Genomic DNA, 16,263 nt, shown 5'->3' with positions numbered 1-16,263 from the left:
GACTCAGCGCGCCGGGAGGATCGTGCCGCTGACCTCGGCCAGGTCGAGGCGAACGCCGTCCGCGCCGGTTGCCCACGCGCGCAGCACGACGGTGTCGCCGTCCTCGAGGAAGGTGCGCTCGCTGCCGTCATCGAGCCGGACCGGTTCGGTGCCGTTCCACGAGAGCTCGAGGAAGCTGCCGCGGGTGTCCTTCGCGGCGCCGGAGATGGTGCCCGAGCCGAAGAGGTCACCGCTGCGGATCGAGGCGCCGTTGACCGACAGGTGGGCCAGCATCTGGGCGGGCGACCAGTACATGTCGCGGTACTCGGGTCGGGCGACCACGCTGCCGTTCCACTCCACCTCGAGGTGCAGGTCCAGTCCGAACACGGAGTCGGCGTCACCACGCAGGTAGGGCAGCGGCTCTGGGTCCTGGCCGGGAAGCGGCACCCGGGCCGACGCCAGGGCGGCCAGCGGGGTGACCCAGGCGCTGATCGACGTGCCGAACGACTTGCCCAGGAACGGTCCCAGGGGGACGTACTCCCACGCCTGGATGTCCCGGGCGCTCCAGTCGTTGAGCAGGACGACACCGAACAGGTGCTCCTCGGCGGCTCGGCCGACCTCGACCGGCTCGCCCAGGGTGGTGCTGCCGCCCACGACGAAGCCCAGCTCGGCCTCGATGTCGAGCTTGCGGCTCGGGCCGAAGGTCGGCGCCTGGTCGGTCGGGGCCTTGCGCTGGCCCTGCGGCCGCACGACGTCGGTCCCGGAGACGACGACCGTGCCCGAGCGTCCGTGGTAGCCGATCGGCAGGTGCTTCCAGTTCGGGGTGAGCGGCTCGGAGTCGGGGCGGAAGATGCGCCCGACGTTGGTCGCATGGTGCTCGCTGGCGTAGAAGTCGACGTAGTCCGCGACCTCGATCGGCAGGTGCAGGGTGACGCCCTCGAGCGGGAGCAGGTGTGGCCGGACGCCGTCCTCGTGGACGTCGTCGGTGAGGATCTCGACCAGCCACGCGCGGGCGACCGCCCAGGCCTCGTGCCCCAGCTCGAGGAAGGGGTTGAGGCTCGGCTGTTCCCACGCCGCCGTGAGGTCGGGGCCCTCACCCACGCCGAAGGCGTCACGACCGATGCGCGCCACCTCGCTGGCGTCGAGCACCCAGTCGCCGACCCGCACACCGACCCGCGGGGCGGTGTCCGGCGTCGAGAAGACGCCGTAGGGGAGGTGGGCGACCCCGAAGGGGTGGTCGGCGGGGAGGTCGAGCCAGGTGCTGGCGGAGGACAAGTCAGGCTCCTTGGACGAGGCCGAGCGTGGTGAGCTCGCCGATCGGGTCGGTCACCTCACAGCATCCGTATGCCGTGAAGAAGGCGCGCACGATCGCCGCGTCAGCGGCGCTCATGCGGGTGATCTGGGGGACGAGGACGGCTGGATCACGTTCCGCCAGAAGGGGAACGAGCTCATCGACGTCCTCACCGTTGAGTGCCCAGCGCACCGCGGCCAGGACGTTGAGGAGGCCATGCTGCTCCTGTCCGTCATGGGTGCCCCGGACGGTGTGGTGCAGCCCCCCGGTGAGCTTGAACCCGAGGTCGTGGTCGATGGCCGTCCGGATGAACGTCGCGAGCTCTCGTTCGTCAGGCCAGGCCCACGTCTCTGTGGCGCCCGTGCGGAACTTCGCCTGCAGCGCAACGGAATCCGAGGCATCCGCAGCTATGTCGGCGATCGCGGCGAGCTGGTCGGCCCCCCGCGGCACCTCGAGGCTGACGGGCAGCCCGCCGAAGTCGGTGGCCCGCCAGTCGGGCGTCCAGCCGAGCTCGACCCCGGTCACCTCGACGAGTGCGGTCGACCGGAGTTGCCGCACGGCGGTGGCCACCTCGACGCGGGGCGTGCCCGGCCGGCCGATGACCACCACGGTCAGGGGTGTGCCGTCGAGGAGCCCGGCGAGGTCACGAGCGGCGGAGGCGGGGACGAGCAGCGGACCCACGCACGCGGCATACCCGCTGGTGCGGTGGAGGCGGKGCCGGCGCMCCGCCKCGGGAAGGGGGGCGTTGCCCGGGGGGAAGACGGCGGCGTCGTCGACCAGCGAGGCGAACAGCGACGGCTCGGCCGGGCGGTCGGCGAGCGCCTCCGGCAGCGATGTCATGGCGGTGAGGCTACTAGGGTGGGGCGGGGCCGAGGACCCGGCCCGCACCGACGCGAGACCACACCGAGGTGGACCTGTGGCGCACTACCAGGCGATGGGCAGCATCCCGCCCAAGAGGCACACCCAGCACCGCCGGCCGGGGGCCCGCGGCACGAAGGGCGAGCTGTACTACGAGGAGCTCATGGGGGAGGAGGGGTTCTCCTCGGACTCCTCGCTCCTCTACCACCGCAACATCCCCTCGACCATCGCGGGCGCCCGGGAGTGGTCCATCGGTGACCTCTCGACCAGGCCGAACCACCCACTCGTGCCGCGCCACCTCAAGCTGCACGACCTCTTCGAGGCCAAGGACGTCAAGAGCACCGATGTCGTGACCGGGCGGCGCCTGGTCCTCGGCAACGGTGACGTCCGCATCTCGTATGCCGTGGCCGGGGCTCCCAGCCCGTGGTACCGCAACGGGATCGGCGACGAGTGCGTCTACGTCGAGCGTGGCAGGGCACGCGTCGAGACGGTGTTCGGGGCCTTCGACGTTGCCGAGGGCGACTACCTCGTGATCCCGCGAGCGACGACGCACCGGTGGATCCCGAAACGTTCCACCAAGGAGCCGTTGCGGGCCTACTGCATCGAGGCCAACTCGCACATCACGCCGCCCAAGCGCTACCTGAGCAAGTTCGGCCAGCTGCTCGAGCACGCGCCCTACTGCGAGCGCGACCTCCGCGGGCCGTCGGGTCCACTCCTCGCGGAGGACGTGGGGGCCAAGGCGGACGACGAGACCGACGTCTTCATCAAGCACCGCGGAAACGGGCCGTCCAGCAGTGGCGGCATCGTGGGAACCGTCCACACGCTCCCGTTCCACCCGCTCGACGTGGTCGGCTGGGACGGCTGCCTCTACCCCTACGCGTTCAACGTGCGCGACTTCGAGCCGATCACCGGCCGCGTCCACCAGCCGCCGCCCGTGCACCAGGTCTTCGAGGGCTGGAACTTCGTGATCTGCAACTTCGTGCCGCGCAAGGTCGACTACCACCCGCTGTCGATCCCCGTGCCCTACTACCACTCCAACGTCGACAGCGACGAGATCATGTTCTACGTCGACGGCGACTACGAGGCGCGCAAGGGGTCGGGTATCGGCAAGGGCTCCGTCTCGGTGCACCCCGGCGGCCACGCGCACGGGCCGCAGCCCGGTGCCTCCGAGGCCTCGATCGGGGTGGAGTTCTTCGACGAGCTGGCGGTCATGGTCGACACCTTCCGCCCGCTGGAGCTCGGCGAGGGTGGCCGGGCGGTCGATGACGGCGCGTACGCCTGGTCGTGGAGCCGGGGTGGTGCTGCCTCTGGCGGGACCACCCGGGGCGCCGAGGGATCGGACTACAGCATCGGGTGACGCCGGGTTGAGTGCACAATGCCGGTTTTGTGCACACCATGGTCGGCTATCCGCCACAGCGGTTAGGGTGGAAGAACCGCCACGTCGACGCAGCCGTGGCTCGCGCCCCGGGCACTCCGTCGAGAGCCCGGACACCCTCAGGTTGGAGGCACTCATGACGTCCGCCCGCACCGTCGCCCGGGAGCTCGCCGTGCAGGAGCGCAGCCGTCGCGAGATGATCGCGATGGCCGTGGTCGGAGGAGCTGGGGCCGCCTTCTTCGGGGGTGCGACCCGTGCGGACGCTGCGCTGGACGCGGGGCCCGCCGCGAGGCCCGGGGCTGCCGGCACGCCGGGGCGGTTCCGCCTCACCGTGCTGGGGACGACGGACACCCACGGCAACGTCTTCAACTGGGACTACTTCAAGGACGTCGAGTACGACGACTCGGCCCACAACGACATCGGGCTGGCCAAGATCTCGACCCTCGTGACGGCCCTGCGTGCCGAGCGGGGCTCGGCCAACACCCTTCTGCTCGACGCCGGTGACACGATTCAGGGAACGCCCCTGTCGTACTACTACGCCAAGGTCGATCCGATCACCATCCCCGGCGGTCCCGTCCACCCGATGGCCAAGGCCATGAACGCCATCGGCTACGACGCGGCGGCGCTGGGCAACCACGAGTACAACTACGGCCTCGACACCCTGCGCACCTTCGAGTCGCAGTGCGACTTCCCGCTGCTGAGTGCCAACTCGGTCGACTGGGCCACCGGCGCCCCGATCTTCAAGCCCTATCTCATCCGCACCTTCAAGGCGCGTGGTGGCAAGGACGTCAAGGTCGGCATCCTCGGCCTCGTGACACCGGGCGTCGCCATCTGGGACAAGGCCAACGTCGAGGGTCAGGTCCGCTTCCCGGGCATCGTCGAGCAGGCCAAGGTCATGGTCCCCAGGCTCAAGGCCGCCGGCTGCGACCTGGTCATCGTGTCCTGCCACTCGGGAGCCAAGCCCGGGTCGTCCTACGGTGACGCGCTGCCCTTCCCCGAGAACGCGTCGCGCCAGCTCGCCGAAGAGGTGGCCGGCGTGGACGCCGTGCTCGTCGGCCACGCCCACGTCGAGATCGTCGAGGAGCTCGTGCCCAGCAAGGTCACGCCGGGCAAGAAGGTCCTGCTGACCGAACCGCTGAAGTGGGGCATGCGGCTGTCGGTGATGGACTTCGACCTCGAGCTCGTCAAGGGGCGCTGGCAGCTGGTCGCTTCGCACTCGCACGTGCTCAACGCCAACGCGGTGCCCGAGGACCCGGAGGTGGCAGACCTCGTCCGTGACGACCACGCGGTCGTGCGCACCTACGTCAACTCCGTCATCGGCCGGTGCACGGTCGCCATGTCAGCGGCAACCGCACGGTTCGAGGACACCGCCGCGATCGACTTCATCAACCACGTCCAGGCCGAGGCAGTGAAGGCTGCCCTGGTGGGCACTCCCGACGAAGTGCTTCCGGTGCTTTCCATCGCCGCACCGTTCAACCGCGACGCTGCCATCCCCGCCGGCAACGTCACGGTCCGCGACATCGCCGGCCTCTACATCTACGACAACACGCTCCTGGGGATCCGCTTCACGGGGGCACAGGTCAAGGCCTACCTCGAGTTCTCGGCCGCCTACTTCAAGACCGTGACCAGCCCCGGACCGTACGCGCCGGACGACGTGACCGGCGCCCTGAGCCCCACGACCGGGAGCCCCATCCCTGACTACAACTACGACATCATGGGCGGCCTGGACTCCTCGCTGGCCTACGACATCGACATCGCCCTGCCCGTGGGGCAGCGGATCGTCGACCTCACCTACCACGGCCAGGCCATCGATCCTGCGGCACAGTTCGTCATCGCCATCAACAACTACCGCCAGTCAGGTGGTGGCGGCTTCCCCGGAGTGACCACCGCGCCGGTGCTGTACAACGCGCAGGTCGAGATCCGACAGCTCCTGATCGACTGGACGGTCGACAAGGGGGCCAACAAGGAGCCCATCGACCCGACCACGTTCACGACCTACGACTGGAAGCTGGTCGCCAACGGTGAGCCCGTCATCGTCGAGGGCGCGGCCGAGGGTGGGCGGCACTAGCGTCGCAGGACCTCAGGTCGTGGTGAGCCGGTAGCCGCGCTTGACCACTGTCTGGATGAGTCCCTTGTGTCCCACGGCCTCACGAAGGCGGGCCACAGCCACTTCGGCGGTGTGAGGATCGGTCGAGTCGCCCGGCAGCACCGCCAGGACCTGCGCTCGCGTCACGACCTCGCCCCCGGCCGAGGTCAACACCCGCAGCACCTCGAGCCCGCTGGGGGACACCGGCAGCACGTGGTCGTCGAGCAGGGCCACGGTACGACGGACCTGGAGGCGCCCGGCGCTGGTCAGGACGGCTGAGGTCTGGGCTTGTTCGTAGTGGCTGACGAGGGTGCGCACCAGCGCGCCGAGGCGGCCCCGGTCGGGCACGATCGGCTCGATCCCCCTGTCCTGCAACGGTTTGGCCGTGATCGGGCCAACCGCGGCCATCACCATCGTGCCGCTGTGGACCCTGGACAGCACGAGCTCGCCCACACCCTGGGCGTCGACCTCGGCCAACCAGGCGGCCGCCCCAGGAGCCGAGGTGAAGACGGCCGCGTCGATCTCGCCGTCCGCGGCCGCGATGACGGACAGCTTCAGCGCCACGGGGTCCGGTGGCGGCCCCCAGCGGTACACGACCAGGCTGCGGACCAGCGCCCCAGCCGCGGCGAGCTCGGTGTCGAGGCCGTCGGCACCGGCGCCATGGTGCTGCACCGCGATCCGTTGCTGGGCAACGCCTTCAGCGAGCAGCAGGTCGAGGATCTCGGCGCTCGTCTCGGACTCCGCCACCCAGTCGGCCTGCAGCCCGGCTGCCTGGATCGCCCCGTGCGCCTTGGGGCCTCGCGCGATGATGCGGGCTCTCGAGAGAACCGTGACGAGCTGCTCAGCCAGGCCCGCGGCGTCGGCCGCCTCCACCCAGCCGCGGAACCCGATCCCGGTCGTGATCACGACGGTCTCGGGGGGCTCGGCGAGCAGCTCCCTGGTGTGGGCGAGCAGCTCCTCGTCGTGCTCGTGAGGCACGATGCTGAGGGCTGGGGCGTGCCGGACACTGGCGCCGCGGCGGGTCAGCGCGGAGGCGAGCTCGCCCGATCGACGGTCGGCCGTGATGAGCACGACGCAGCCGGCCATGACCTGGCCCAGGCGAGCGCTCACGCGCAGCCCTCGAGGAACCCCGGCGCCGCAACGGCACCGATGACGATCACGGCCGGAGCCCTGACGCCGCCCACTGCGCAGACGTCGGCGATGGTCGAGATGGTCCCTGTGGTGACCCGCTGGGTGGGCAGGCTGGCGTTCTCGACGACCGCGACCGGGATCGTGTCGGAGGCGCCGGCGTCCAGCAGCCGGGACATGTGTTCGGCCAGCAGGGAGACGCCCATCAGCACGACGAGGGTCGCCTCGCCGCGGACGACGGCAGAGACCGCAGTGTCGTCGAGCCGGCCGTGACCGTGGGCCACGTGCAGAGCACCGACCGTGCCCCGATGGGTGACGGGAATGCCTGCGACGGCAGGAGCGGACAGCGCCGAGCTGACGCCCGGCACGACTTCCACCGGTATGCCGTGGGCAGCCAGTGCCAGCTGTTCCTCGCCACCGCGTCCGAAGAGGAAGGGATCCCCACCCTTGAGCCGCACCACCAGCCGTCCACGCCCCGCCTGCTCCACGAGGATCGCGTTGATCTCCTCCTGGGTGACCGCATGCAGGCCCGGGGTCTTGCCGACGTCGATGACCTCCACGTCGGACGGCAGGTCGGCGAGCACGCTGGTCGGGCCGAGCCTGTCGGTGACGACCACATCCGCCTCTGACAGGAGGCGCCGCGCGCGCAGGGTCATCAGGTCCGCAGCGCCGGGCCCGCCCCCGACGAGCACCACCCGCCCCTGACCGGCTCGTGCACGTGCTCGACGGTGCCGGAGGTCGACCTCGCCGTTGCGCAGGCTCGCCGCGAGCTGGTCGCGGACAGCGCGAGCGCGTGCCGGGTCGGGAGCACCCTGGGACACGACCGCGAGGCTCAGGCCGGCCAGGTCGGTCGTCGCCGGGGTGCGGGCCGAGCCGTGCTCGGCCGCGCTGGCACAGATGCTCCACACCCGGCGCGCGGTCGCCCACGCGCAGACCATGGTGTTCGTCCGCGGGTCGTCGGTGGCGGCATGGACCAGCCAGACCCCCTCGACGTCGGACTCCTCGACCTCCCTGTCGTGCCAGCCCACTCGTGCGGCTGCGACCAGGTCGACGAGGTCCTCGCAGAGATGGGGAGCCACCACCGTGACGACTGCGCCGTCCGCGACCAGCCGGGCTGCCCGACGTGCGGCAACGGGGCCGCCACCGACGACCAGCACGGGGCGATCCGCGACCTCGAGGCCGACGAGCGTCGTCACCCGGCACCGTGCTGCACGGTCAGGTCAGGCTCAACGGTCAGGTCAGGCTCAACGGTCAGGTCAGGCTGAACGGTCAGGTCTGGCTGACCCGGCAGGAACGGCCGCCCGATGCTGATCACGCCGTCGAGCAGCTGCACCGGGTAGACGAGCAGGTGCCGGGCGTCCTTCCCGACGGAGTCCAGGCACTCGCCGGTTCGCAGGTCGAAGACCTGCTTGTACATCGGTGAGGCGACGGTCGGTGCTCCGCCGCGGGTGCCGACGATGCCCCGCGACATGACGTGGGCGCCGCTGTACGGGTCGAGCTGCTGCACGGCATACACGGCGTCGTCGTAGGCGCGGAACAACGCGACCTGGGCACCGTCCACCAGCGCGCAGGCACCGCGCTCGCGGGGCAGGTCCTCCAGGGCACAGACCGGCTGCCACGTCGCTTCCGCTGCACGTGACGAGAGGCTCATCTCGGCGGTCATCGGCGCACCTCCAAGGTCGTTCCGGCGATGAGCACCGAGCCATCGGTTCGTTCGGTCGGCGTGGCCGGTCGGGCCTGACCACGCTCGCTGACGTAGGCGAGGGAGTCGTCGGCCTGGTCCGGCGCGTTGACGAAGGACCCGAACCGGCGCAGCTTCTCGGGGTCGTCCAGCGCAGCAGCCCACTCGTCCTCGTAGCCGTCGACGTGGCCCGCCATCGCGTCGTCCAGGTCAGCGGCGATGCCCAGGGAGTCCTCGAGCACGACCGCCCGGATGGCGTCGAGCCCGCCCTCGTGGTCCTCCACCCACATCGCGGTGCGCTGCAGCCGGTCCGCGGTGCGGATGTAGTACATGAGGAAGCGGTCGATGGTGCGCACGAGGGTCTCGGTGTCGAGGTCCTCGGCGAGCAGCTGGGCGTGCTTGGGGGTGAAGCCGCCGTTGCCGCCGACATAGAGGTTCCAGCCGTTGTCGGTCGCGATGACCCCGACGTCCTTGCCTCGTGCCTCGGCACACTCCCGCGCACAGCCCGACACCCCCAGCTTCAGCTTGTGCGGGGACCGCAGTCCGCGGTAGCGCAGCTCCAGGGCGATGGCGAGACCGACCGAGTCCTGCACGCCGTAGCGGCACCAGGTCGACCCGACGCACGACTTCACGGTGCGCAGCGACTTCCCGTAGGCGTGGCCGGACTCGAAGCCCGCGTCGACGAGCCGCTTCCAGATCTTCGGGAGCTGCTCGATGCGAGCCCCGAACAGGTCGATCCGCTGGCCACCGGTGATCTTGGTGTAGAGCCCGAAGTCCTTGGCGACCTCGCCGATGACGATCAGCCCCTCGGGCGTGATCTCGCCGCCCGGGATGCGAGGGACGACCGAGTAGGAGCCGTCCTTCTGCAGGTTGGCCATGACGTGGTCGTTGGTGTCCTGCAACGAGGCCCGCTCACCCTCGAGGATGTGTCCGGTGCCGAGCGAGGCGAGGATCGAGCCGATGACGGGCTTGCAGATGTCGCAACCGCGGCCTGTGCCGTGGCGGCCGATGATCTCGCTGAAGGTCGTCAGGCCCTGGACACGGACCACGTCGAACAACTGTGCCCGCGAGAGCCCGAAGTGCTCGCACAGGGCGTTGCTCACCTCGACGCCGGACTTCTCGAGCTCGGTGGTGACGAGGCGCTTGACGAGCGGGAGGCAGGAGCCGCAGCTCGTCCCGGCGCGCGTGCACGCCTTCACCCCGGCGAGGTCGGTGCAGCCGTCCTCGGTCACCGAGCAGCGGATCGCCCCGGCGGAGACGTTGTTGCAGGAACACACTGTCGCCTCGTCGGGCAGGTCGCCCGCCGGTGCCGGCGCGGACCCCTCGGGGAGGAGGTATGCCGCCGGGTCGCCACCCAGGGGGCGACCCACCATCGGGCGGAGGGCGGCATACGCACTGGCGTCGCCGACGAGGATGCCCCCGCGCAGGGTGCGGGCGTCGTCGGACATGACCAGCTTCTTGTAGACGCCGGCGACCGGGTCGGAGATGACGACCTCGAGGCCGCCGGGCTCGGCGGCGAAGGCGTCGCCGAAGGACGCGACGTCGACCCCGAGCAGCTTGAGCTTCGTGGACAGGTCGGCGCCGGGGAAGGTGCCCTCGCCACCGAGCAGCCGGTCGGCGACGATCTCGGCCATGGTGTAGCCGGGGGCGACGAGTCCGAGGGTCCGTCCACCGATGCAGGCGACCTCGCCGACAGCCCAGACGGCGGGGTCGGCGGTCGCGCAGGAGTCGTCGACGACGACGCCACCGCGCTCGCCGACCTCGAGTCCGGCGTCCCGCGCGAGCTCGTCGCGCGGTCGGACGCCCACGGCGAACACCACGACGTCGACGTCGAGGGGAGCGCCCTCGGCGAACTCCATCTTCGCGACGCGGCCCAGGCGACCGACGATCTTGGACGTGGCGGTGCCGGTCCGGACCGTGACGCCCAGGGCCTCGATGAGCCGGCGCAGTGCCTCGCCGCCGCCGTCGTCGACCTGGAGGGGCATGAGGCGCGAGGCGAACTCGACGACTGTCGTGCCGACCTCGAGCGCGGTGAGGGCGCCAGCGGCCTCCAGCCCGAGGAGCCCGCCGCCGACGACTGCTCCGCGCAGGGGTCGGCCGAGCTCCTCGCGCAGCTTCTCGACGTAGGCGCGCAGGTCGGCGACGTCGTCGATGGTTCGGTAGACGAAGGCCCCACGGAGGTCCTTGCCGGGGACCGGGGGCACCGCGGCATACGAACCCGTCGCCAGGACGAGCGAGTCGTAGGGGAGCGTGCGGCCGTCGGACGTCGCCACCGTGCGGGCCTCACGGTCCACCGCGGTCGCGGCGACGCCGCGGCGCAGGGTGACCAGTGGGTCGTCCCAGAGCTCCTGCCCACCGAGGGCGAGGTCGTCGGGGTCGCGCCCGGTGAAGTACGACGTCAGGGCGACCCGGTCGTAGGGTGCCCGCGGCTCCTCGCACAGGAGCGTCACCGCCCACTCGCCGGCGGTGTCGCGCGAACGCAGGGCGTCCACGAGGCGTCGGGCGACCATGCCGCCGCCGACCACGACAAGCTGGCGCGGAGACGGGTTCTGGACCATGGCGGCCACGTTAGGAGACCGCGGTTTCAGGGCTGTGGATCACGTGTTTCCCCTTCGTTACGTGGTTCTCACCCAGGCGGAGGTCGGAGGGTGAGGAATGGGCGGGGGCGGTGTCGCCCGCTGCGCTCGGGCCCGCGCTGGACGAGAGCCAGTCCACGAGGGCGCACACGTCGTCGGTGCACCCACCGCAGCCCGTGGTGGCGCGGGTGGCGCCGGCGACCTGGTCCACGGTGCTTGCCCCCTCGTGGACGCACGCCGAGATGTCGGCCTTGGTGACGCCGTTGCAGCGGCAGATCGTGGTGTCGTCGGGGATGGCGCCGGGCGAGGTGGGCGCGCTCGTCGGGTGCGGCGCGAGGGCGGGCAGCAGCAGGTATGCCGGGTCGGCAGGCACCGGTGTGCGTCGGGTGTACGTCGTGACGAGGTCTGCCGCCACCGCGCCGGCACCGACGCAGGTGGCGCCGACGAGCCTGCCGCCGGACACGACCACCTCGATGTGGCGGCCGACGTCGGGGTCGCTGAGGCGCAGCGTGCGCTGTGCCGGGTCGTCGACCCGCTGCGAGCCACACACCCCCATGGTCACGACGTCGAGGCCATGCGCCTTGAGCCGCACGACGTCGCTGCCGACCGTCGACGGTTGCCGCGACGTGGAGGTCGGCCTTGGCGCCGAGGGATCCGGTGTCGTGGCGTCTCCGCACAGGTGCGCGGCGAGCCGTCGCGACTGGTCCCAGCCCTGGGCGACCAGGCCGGTGCCGCCCTCGGGCGGCKGGGCACAGTCGCCGATGGCGAAGACGCGGGCGTCGTCGGGCGAGCGGAGGTTGTCGTCGACGACGACGCCGCGGTCGACGGTGAGGCCCGCGGCGCTGGCCAGGGCGGTGCTGGCGAGGGTGCCGGTCGCGAGCACGAGCAGGTCGGCGGGGACCACCTCGCCGTCGTCCAGGCGCAGGGCGTGGAGCCGACCGCCCTCGACCAGGGCTTCGGTCGCGCCCACGCCGACGCGGTGGTCGATGCCCAGGCCCGACATCGCGAGCTCGACGACCCGCCCGGCCTCCTCGTCGAGCTGGCGCTCCATGAGGGTGCTCGCGGGGTGGATAACCGTCACGGCTACTCCACGCCTGGCGAGTCCGCAGGCGGCCTCCATGCCCAGCACGCCCGCGCCGAGGACGACGGCGCGGTGGGCGTTCAGCGTGGCGGCGACGATCTCGCGGGCGTCGTCGATGGTGCGCAGGGCGTGGACGCCACTGGTGAGGTGGTTGCCGGTCCACAGCCCCGGGAGCGGGGGAACCCGCGCCGCCGAACCGGTGGCGAGGACGAGGCGGTCGTAGCGCAGGCGTGCGCCCTCGTCGGTGACCACGAGCCGGTCCTCGCGGTCCACGTGGGTCACGCTCTCGCCGCGCATCACGTGCAGCCGGGGGCTGGAGGGTGTCGGCAGCGTGAGGGCGGCCAGGTCGTGCTTGCCCGCGACGACCTCGCTGAGCAGCACCCTGTTGTAGGGCTCGCAGCCTTCCGCGCCGACGACCGTCACCTCGAACCGGCCGGCAGCGTCGGCGCCCAGCAGGTCCTCGACGAAGCGCGAGCCGACCATGCCGTTGCCGACGACGACCAGGCGGGTCATGTCCGGGCCTCGGCAGTCACGCGGTGGGTGCCCTGGTCCGCGAGCTGGACTCGCGCCGGTGTGACCTCGACGGCGCACACCTTGAACTCGGGCATGCCCGAGATGGGGTCGGTCGCGTCGCTGGTGAGGCGGTTCGCGCTGCTGGTCCCTGCCCAGTGGAACGGCATGAACACGGTGTCCGGGCGGATGGAGTCGGTGATGCGTGCCGGGACGGCGACCGAACCCCGGCTCGTCGTCAGGCGCAGCCTCTCACCCTCGACGACGCCGAGACGGGCAGCGAGCAGGGGGTGCACCTCGACGAAGACGCCGGGGACCGCTGTCGCCAGCGCCGGGACCCGTCGGGTCTGGGCCCCAGACTGGTAGTGCTGCAGGACACGGCCGGTGATGAGGTAGAGCGGTGCGTCCGGGCGCAGGTCGTCCGCCGGTCCGACGTGGTCGACGGCGACCATCCGGGCACGCCCGTCCGAAGTGGGGAAGGACTCGCCGAACAACCGTGGCGTGCCCGGATGCGGGGCCTCGCCGTGAGCAGTTTCGGGACACGGCCAGAACAGGGCCTCCCCGGTATCGAGGCGGCTGTGGCTCAGGCCGCTGTAGTCGGCCCGTCCGCCCCGACTCGCCCGTGCGAGCTCGTCGAAGACCACGCTCGGCTCGGTGTCCCAGGTGCCTGCCGAGCCGAGACGTGAGGCGAGCTGGGCCCAGACCCACAGCTCGCTGCGCACACCAGACGGGGCGTCGACCACCTTGCGGCGTCGGATCACCCGGCCCTCGAGCGAGGTCATCGTGCCCTCCTCCTCGGCCCACTGCGTGACGGGCAGGACGACGTCGGCGAGCATCGCGGTCTCCGACGGCACGAAGTCGCAGACCACGAGGAGGTCGAGCGCACGGAGCCGATCAGCGACCGGCTGGGCGTTGGGAGCACTGACGAGCAGGTTGGAACCGTGCACCAGCAGGGCGCGCGGGCCACCTGGTGTGCCCAGCGAGGCCAGGAGCTCCACGGCCGGCTTTCCCTTTCCCGGCAGCGACGACTCCGGGACACCCCAGACACCGGCCACGTGGGCGCGCGCGTCGGGGTCGTCGATCATCCGGTAGCCCGGGAGCTGGTCGGACTTCTGGCCGTGCTCGCGGCCCCCCTGGCCGTTGCCCTGACCCGTGACCGCGCCGTACCCACTACCCAGGCGGCCGGGCAGGCCGAGCAGGAGGGCGAGGGTGATCGCCGCCGAGACAGTTGCCGTCCCTTGTCGGGACTGTTCCACGCCCCGTCCGGTGAGGACGAATGCCCCACGTCCGCCCTGCGCGGGACTCGCCGCGGCCAGCAGCCGGGCGCAGTCGCGCAGCAGCCCCGCAGGGACACCGCACACCTGCTCGGCTCGCTCCGGCCACCACGCGGCGCAGCGTCGGCGCACGTCCTCGAGGCCGGTGGTGCGGGCCTCCAGGTAGTCGGCGTCCGTGAGGTGCTCCGAGAGCAGGACGTGGGCGATCGCCAGGAGGACGACCAGATCGGTGCCGGGCACGGGCTGCAGGTGCAGTCCCTGACCGTCCTTGGCGAGGTCCGCGGTGGCGCTGCGGCGGGGATCGACGACCACGAGCCCGCCGCGCCCACGAACGTCCGCGAGGTGGGCGACGGAGGGTGGCATGGTCTCGGCGAGGTTGCTGCCGAGCAGGAGGACGGCGTCTGCACCGGCGAGGTCGGTCAGGGGGAAGGGCAGGCCGCGGTCGATGCCCAGGGAGCGGTTGGCTGCGGCGGCCGCGCTGCTCATGCAGAACCGGCCGTTGTAGTCGATGTTCGCCGTGCCGAGGGCGATTCGGGCGAACTTCCCCAGCTGGTAAGCCTTTTCGTTCGTGAGTCCGCCTCCGCCGAACACGGCCACCGCGTCGGCGCCGTCCTCGCTCCGGATCCGCAGGAGCCGGTCCGCGACGAGGTCCAGCGCCTCGTCCCAGCCGACCGGGGCCAGCTCACCGTCGCTCCCACGCACGAGCGGCGTGGTCAGCCGCCCGGGGGTCGTCAGCAGCTCGCCACTCGTCCAGCCCTTCTGGCACAGGCCCCCCCGGTTGGTGGGGAAGGCCCGGCCCTCGACGGTGACGCCGTTGGCACCGTCGAGTCCGGGGGTGGCCGTGAGGGTCTGGGCGCACTGCAGCGCGCAGTACGGGCAGTGGGTGGCGACGCCTGGGCTCCCAGCGCTGGTGGCGCTGGGAGTCGGGCTGCCGATGGTGTCGGGCGTGGGGGTCAATGGGTTTCCCGGCTCAGATCGTCTCGCCGGCGAGCGACGAGCTGCGCCGCGCGTACACGGCATACGTCGTCGCGGCCATGAGCAGGTAGGCGACGATGAAGACCCAGAGCGCTGGGACCAGCGAGCCGTAGTGCGCCTTCGCCATGGCAAAGCCGCGGGGGATGAAGAAGCCGCCGTAGGCGCCGACCGCACCCGCGATCCCGATGCAGCCCGCAGCCGTCTTGCGCGCGATCGGGAGGCGCTCCGGGCTGACGCCCGCGCGGAAGACCGCGGGGATCATCCGGTAGGTCGCGCCGTTGCCGATGCCGGCACCCACGAAGAGCACGAGGAAGGAGCTGAAGAAGACGACGAAGCTGTGCGACTTCAGCCCCTCGATGGCGCCCAGAGCGCCTGCGGCGAGCAGCACGAACGAGGCGATCGTGACCCGGGCGCCGCCGAGCTTGTCGGCGACCATGCCGCCCAGCGGCCGGGTGAGCGCGCCGGTGAGGGCACCGAGGAACGCGATGGTCGTCGGGGTCTCGGGGAACTGCGTCTTGAGCAGCGTCGGGAACGCGCCCGAGTAGCCGATGAACGACCCGAAGGTGCCGATGTAGAGGAACGAGATGATCCAGGTGTGCCGGTTGCGGGTCGCCGCGGCGAAGCTGCGGTAGTCGGACTTGGCTCCGGTGAGGTTGTCCATCCCTCGCCAGGCCAGGATCGCAGCGATCACGGCCAGGGGGATGAACATGAGGCCGGCCCGCTCGAGGTGGGTCCCCGCCCCGATGACGATGACCGCGGGCACGACCATCTGCACGAGGCCCGTGCCGAGGTTGCCGCCGGCTGCGTTGAGGCCCAGGGCCTTGCCCTTCTCCGCCTCGGGGAAGAAGAAGGAGATGTTCGTCATCGAGGAGGCGAAGTTGCCGCCCCCGAAACCGGCGAGGGCCGCGCACGCGAGGAGCAGGCCGAACGACGATGTGGGCTGCGTCACCACCCACGCCAGTGCAGACGCGGGGATGAGCAGCAGCAGGGCCGAGATGATCGTCCAGTTGCGTCCGCCGAAGCGCGGGACGGCGAACGTGTAGGGGATCCGCACGGTCGCGCCGACCAGGCTGGGCACGGCGATGAGCCAGAACTGCTGGTCGAGCGTGAGGCTGAACCCGGCTGCCGGCAGCAGGGGGACGACCACGCTCCAGAGGGCCCAGACGCAGAACCCGAGGAACTCGGCGAAGACGGAAAGGCTCAGGTTGCGCCGGGCGATCGAGCGCCCGCCCCCGCGCCAGAACGTCGGGTCCTCAGGATCCCAGTGGTCGATCCAGCGGCCGGACCGGTGGATCGGGGCAGACGTGGTGGTCGAGGTGGTGGTTGAGGTGGTGGCAGGTGTGGCGCCGGCCGTGCTGGCCGGCGCCGTCGCGGTGGCGGAGTCGCCCGAGGTCAGGTTCGTGGTCACCCGGGAAGCGTGACAAACGGATGTTTCGCACCCCTGCGACC

At 71.4% G+C, this 16,263-nt stretch carries 11 protein-coding genes; 2 read left to right on the top strand and 9 right to left on the bottom strand.

The annotated features are described in order from the left end of the window. Positions 1-3: 3 nt before the first annotated feature. Positions 4-1,254 carry a fumarylacetoacetase gene (gene fahA / locus AC1DS4_RS04560; RefSeq protein WP_477615200.1) on the bottom strand — a complete coding sequence of 417 codons (1,251 nt, stop codon included), beginning with the start codon at positions 1,252-1,254 and terminating at the stop codon, positions 4-6. A gap of 1 nt (position 1,255) precedes the next feature. After that, positions 1,256-2,110 (bottom strand): hypothetical protein, encoded by an 855-nt coding sequence (locus AC1DS4_RS04555; RefSeq protein ID WP_477645996.1) that lies wholly within the window; start codon positions 2,108-2,110, stop codon positions 1,256-1,258. 76 nt (positions 2,111-2,186) lie between these two features. Between AC1DS4_RS04555 and AC1DS4_RS04550 the strand changes: the two genes are divergently transcribed. Beyond that, positions 2,187-3,485 (top strand): homogentisate 1,2-dioxygenase domain-containing protein, encoded by a 1,299-nt coding sequence (locus tag AC1DS4_RS04550; protein ID WP_477615202.1) that lies wholly within the window; start codon positions 2,187-2,189, stop codon positions 3,483-3,485. Between the two features lie 154 nt (positions 3,486-3,639). Then, positions 3,640-5,571, top strand: a complete 1,932-nt coding sequence (locus AC1DS4_RS04545) for a bifunctional metallophosphatase/5'-nucleotidase (RefSeq protein ID WP_477615203.1) — start codon at positions 3,640-3,642, stop codon at positions 5,569-5,571. A gap of 12 nt (positions 5,572-5,583) precedes the next feature. Here AC1DS4_RS04545 and AC1DS4_RS04540 read toward each other — a convergent pair whose 3' ends face one another. The 7 genes from AC1DS4_RS04540 to AC1DS4_RS04510 are packed head-to-tail and all read right to left on the bottom strand — an operon-like array spanning position 5,584 to position 16,222. Then, entirely contained in the window at positions 5,584-6,675 is a 1,092-nt protein-coding gene (locus tag AC1DS4_RS04540) for a uroporphyrinogen-III synthase (RefSeq protein ID WP_477615310.1), read from the bottom strand. A 20-nt stretch (positions 6,676-6,695) separates the two neighbouring features. Continuing rightward, entirely contained in the window at positions 6,696-7,913 is a 1,218-nt protein-coding gene (gene cobA, locus AC1DS4_RS04535; RefSeq protein ID WP_477615204.1) for a uroporphyrinogen-III C-methyltransferase, read from the bottom strand. Then, on the bottom strand, positions 7,910-8,380 hold the full coding sequence (gene nirD, locus AC1DS4_RS04530; RefSeq protein WP_477624380.1) for a nitrite reductase small subunit NirD: 471 nt from the start codon (positions 8,378-8,380) through the stop codon (positions 7,910-7,912). The genes cobA and nirD overlap by 4 nt, the downstream gene beginning before the upstream one ends. Continuing rightward, positions 8,377-10,956 carry a nitrite reductase large subunit NirB gene (gene nirB, locus AC1DS4_RS04525; protein ID WP_477615206.1) on the bottom strand — a complete coding sequence of 860 codons (2,580 nt, stop codon included), beginning with the start codon at positions 10,954-10,956 and terminating at the stop codon, positions 8,377-8,379. The genes nirD and nirB overlap by 4 nt, the downstream gene beginning before the upstream one ends. Positions 10,957-10,966: 10 nt before the next feature. Then, entirely contained in the window at positions 10,967-12,568 is a 1,602-nt protein-coding gene (locus AC1DS4_RS04520; protein ID WP_477645995.1) for an FAD-dependent oxidoreductase, read from the bottom strand. Beyond that, on the bottom strand, positions 12,565-14,775 hold the full coding sequence (locus AC1DS4_RS04515; RefSeq protein ID WP_477615311.1) for a molybdopterin oxidoreductase family protein: 2,211 nt from the start codon (positions 14,773-14,775) through the stop codon (positions 12,565-12,567). The genes AC1DS4_RS04520 and AC1DS4_RS04515 overlap by 4 nt, the downstream gene beginning before the upstream one ends. 34 nt (positions 14,776-14,809) lie before the next feature. Further along, a complete protein-coding gene (locus AC1DS4_RS04510) occupies positions 14,810-16,222 on the bottom strand; it encodes an MFS transporter (RefSeq protein ID WP_477615208.1) in 1,413 nt (470 codons plus the stop codon). Positions 16,223-16,263 lie beyond the last annotated feature (41 nt).

Source organism: Pedococcus sp. P3_C7 (genome assembly GCF_056402615.1).
The sequence above is the reverse complement of the archived record's forward strand: the minus strand, read 5'-3'. Positions and strand labels throughout refer to the sequence as shown.

Coding starts and splice junctions, on each gene's coding strand:
- nirB (WP_477615206.1), bottom strand. CDS start 10,956: ATGGTCCAGAACCCGTCTCCGCGCCAGCTTGTCGTGGTCGGCGGCGGC.
- nirD (WP_477624380.1), bottom strand. CDS start 8,380: ATGACCGCCGAGATGAGCCTCTCGTCACGTGCAGCGGAAGCGACGTGG.
- AC1DS4_RS04540 (WP_477615310.1), bottom strand. CDS start 6,675: ATGGCCGGCTGCGTCGTGCTCATCACGGCCGACCGTCGATCGGGCGAG.
- AC1DS4_RS04545 (WP_477615203.1), top strand. CDS start 3,640: ATGACGTCCGCCCGCACCGTCGCCCGGGAGCTCGCCGTGCAGGAGCGC.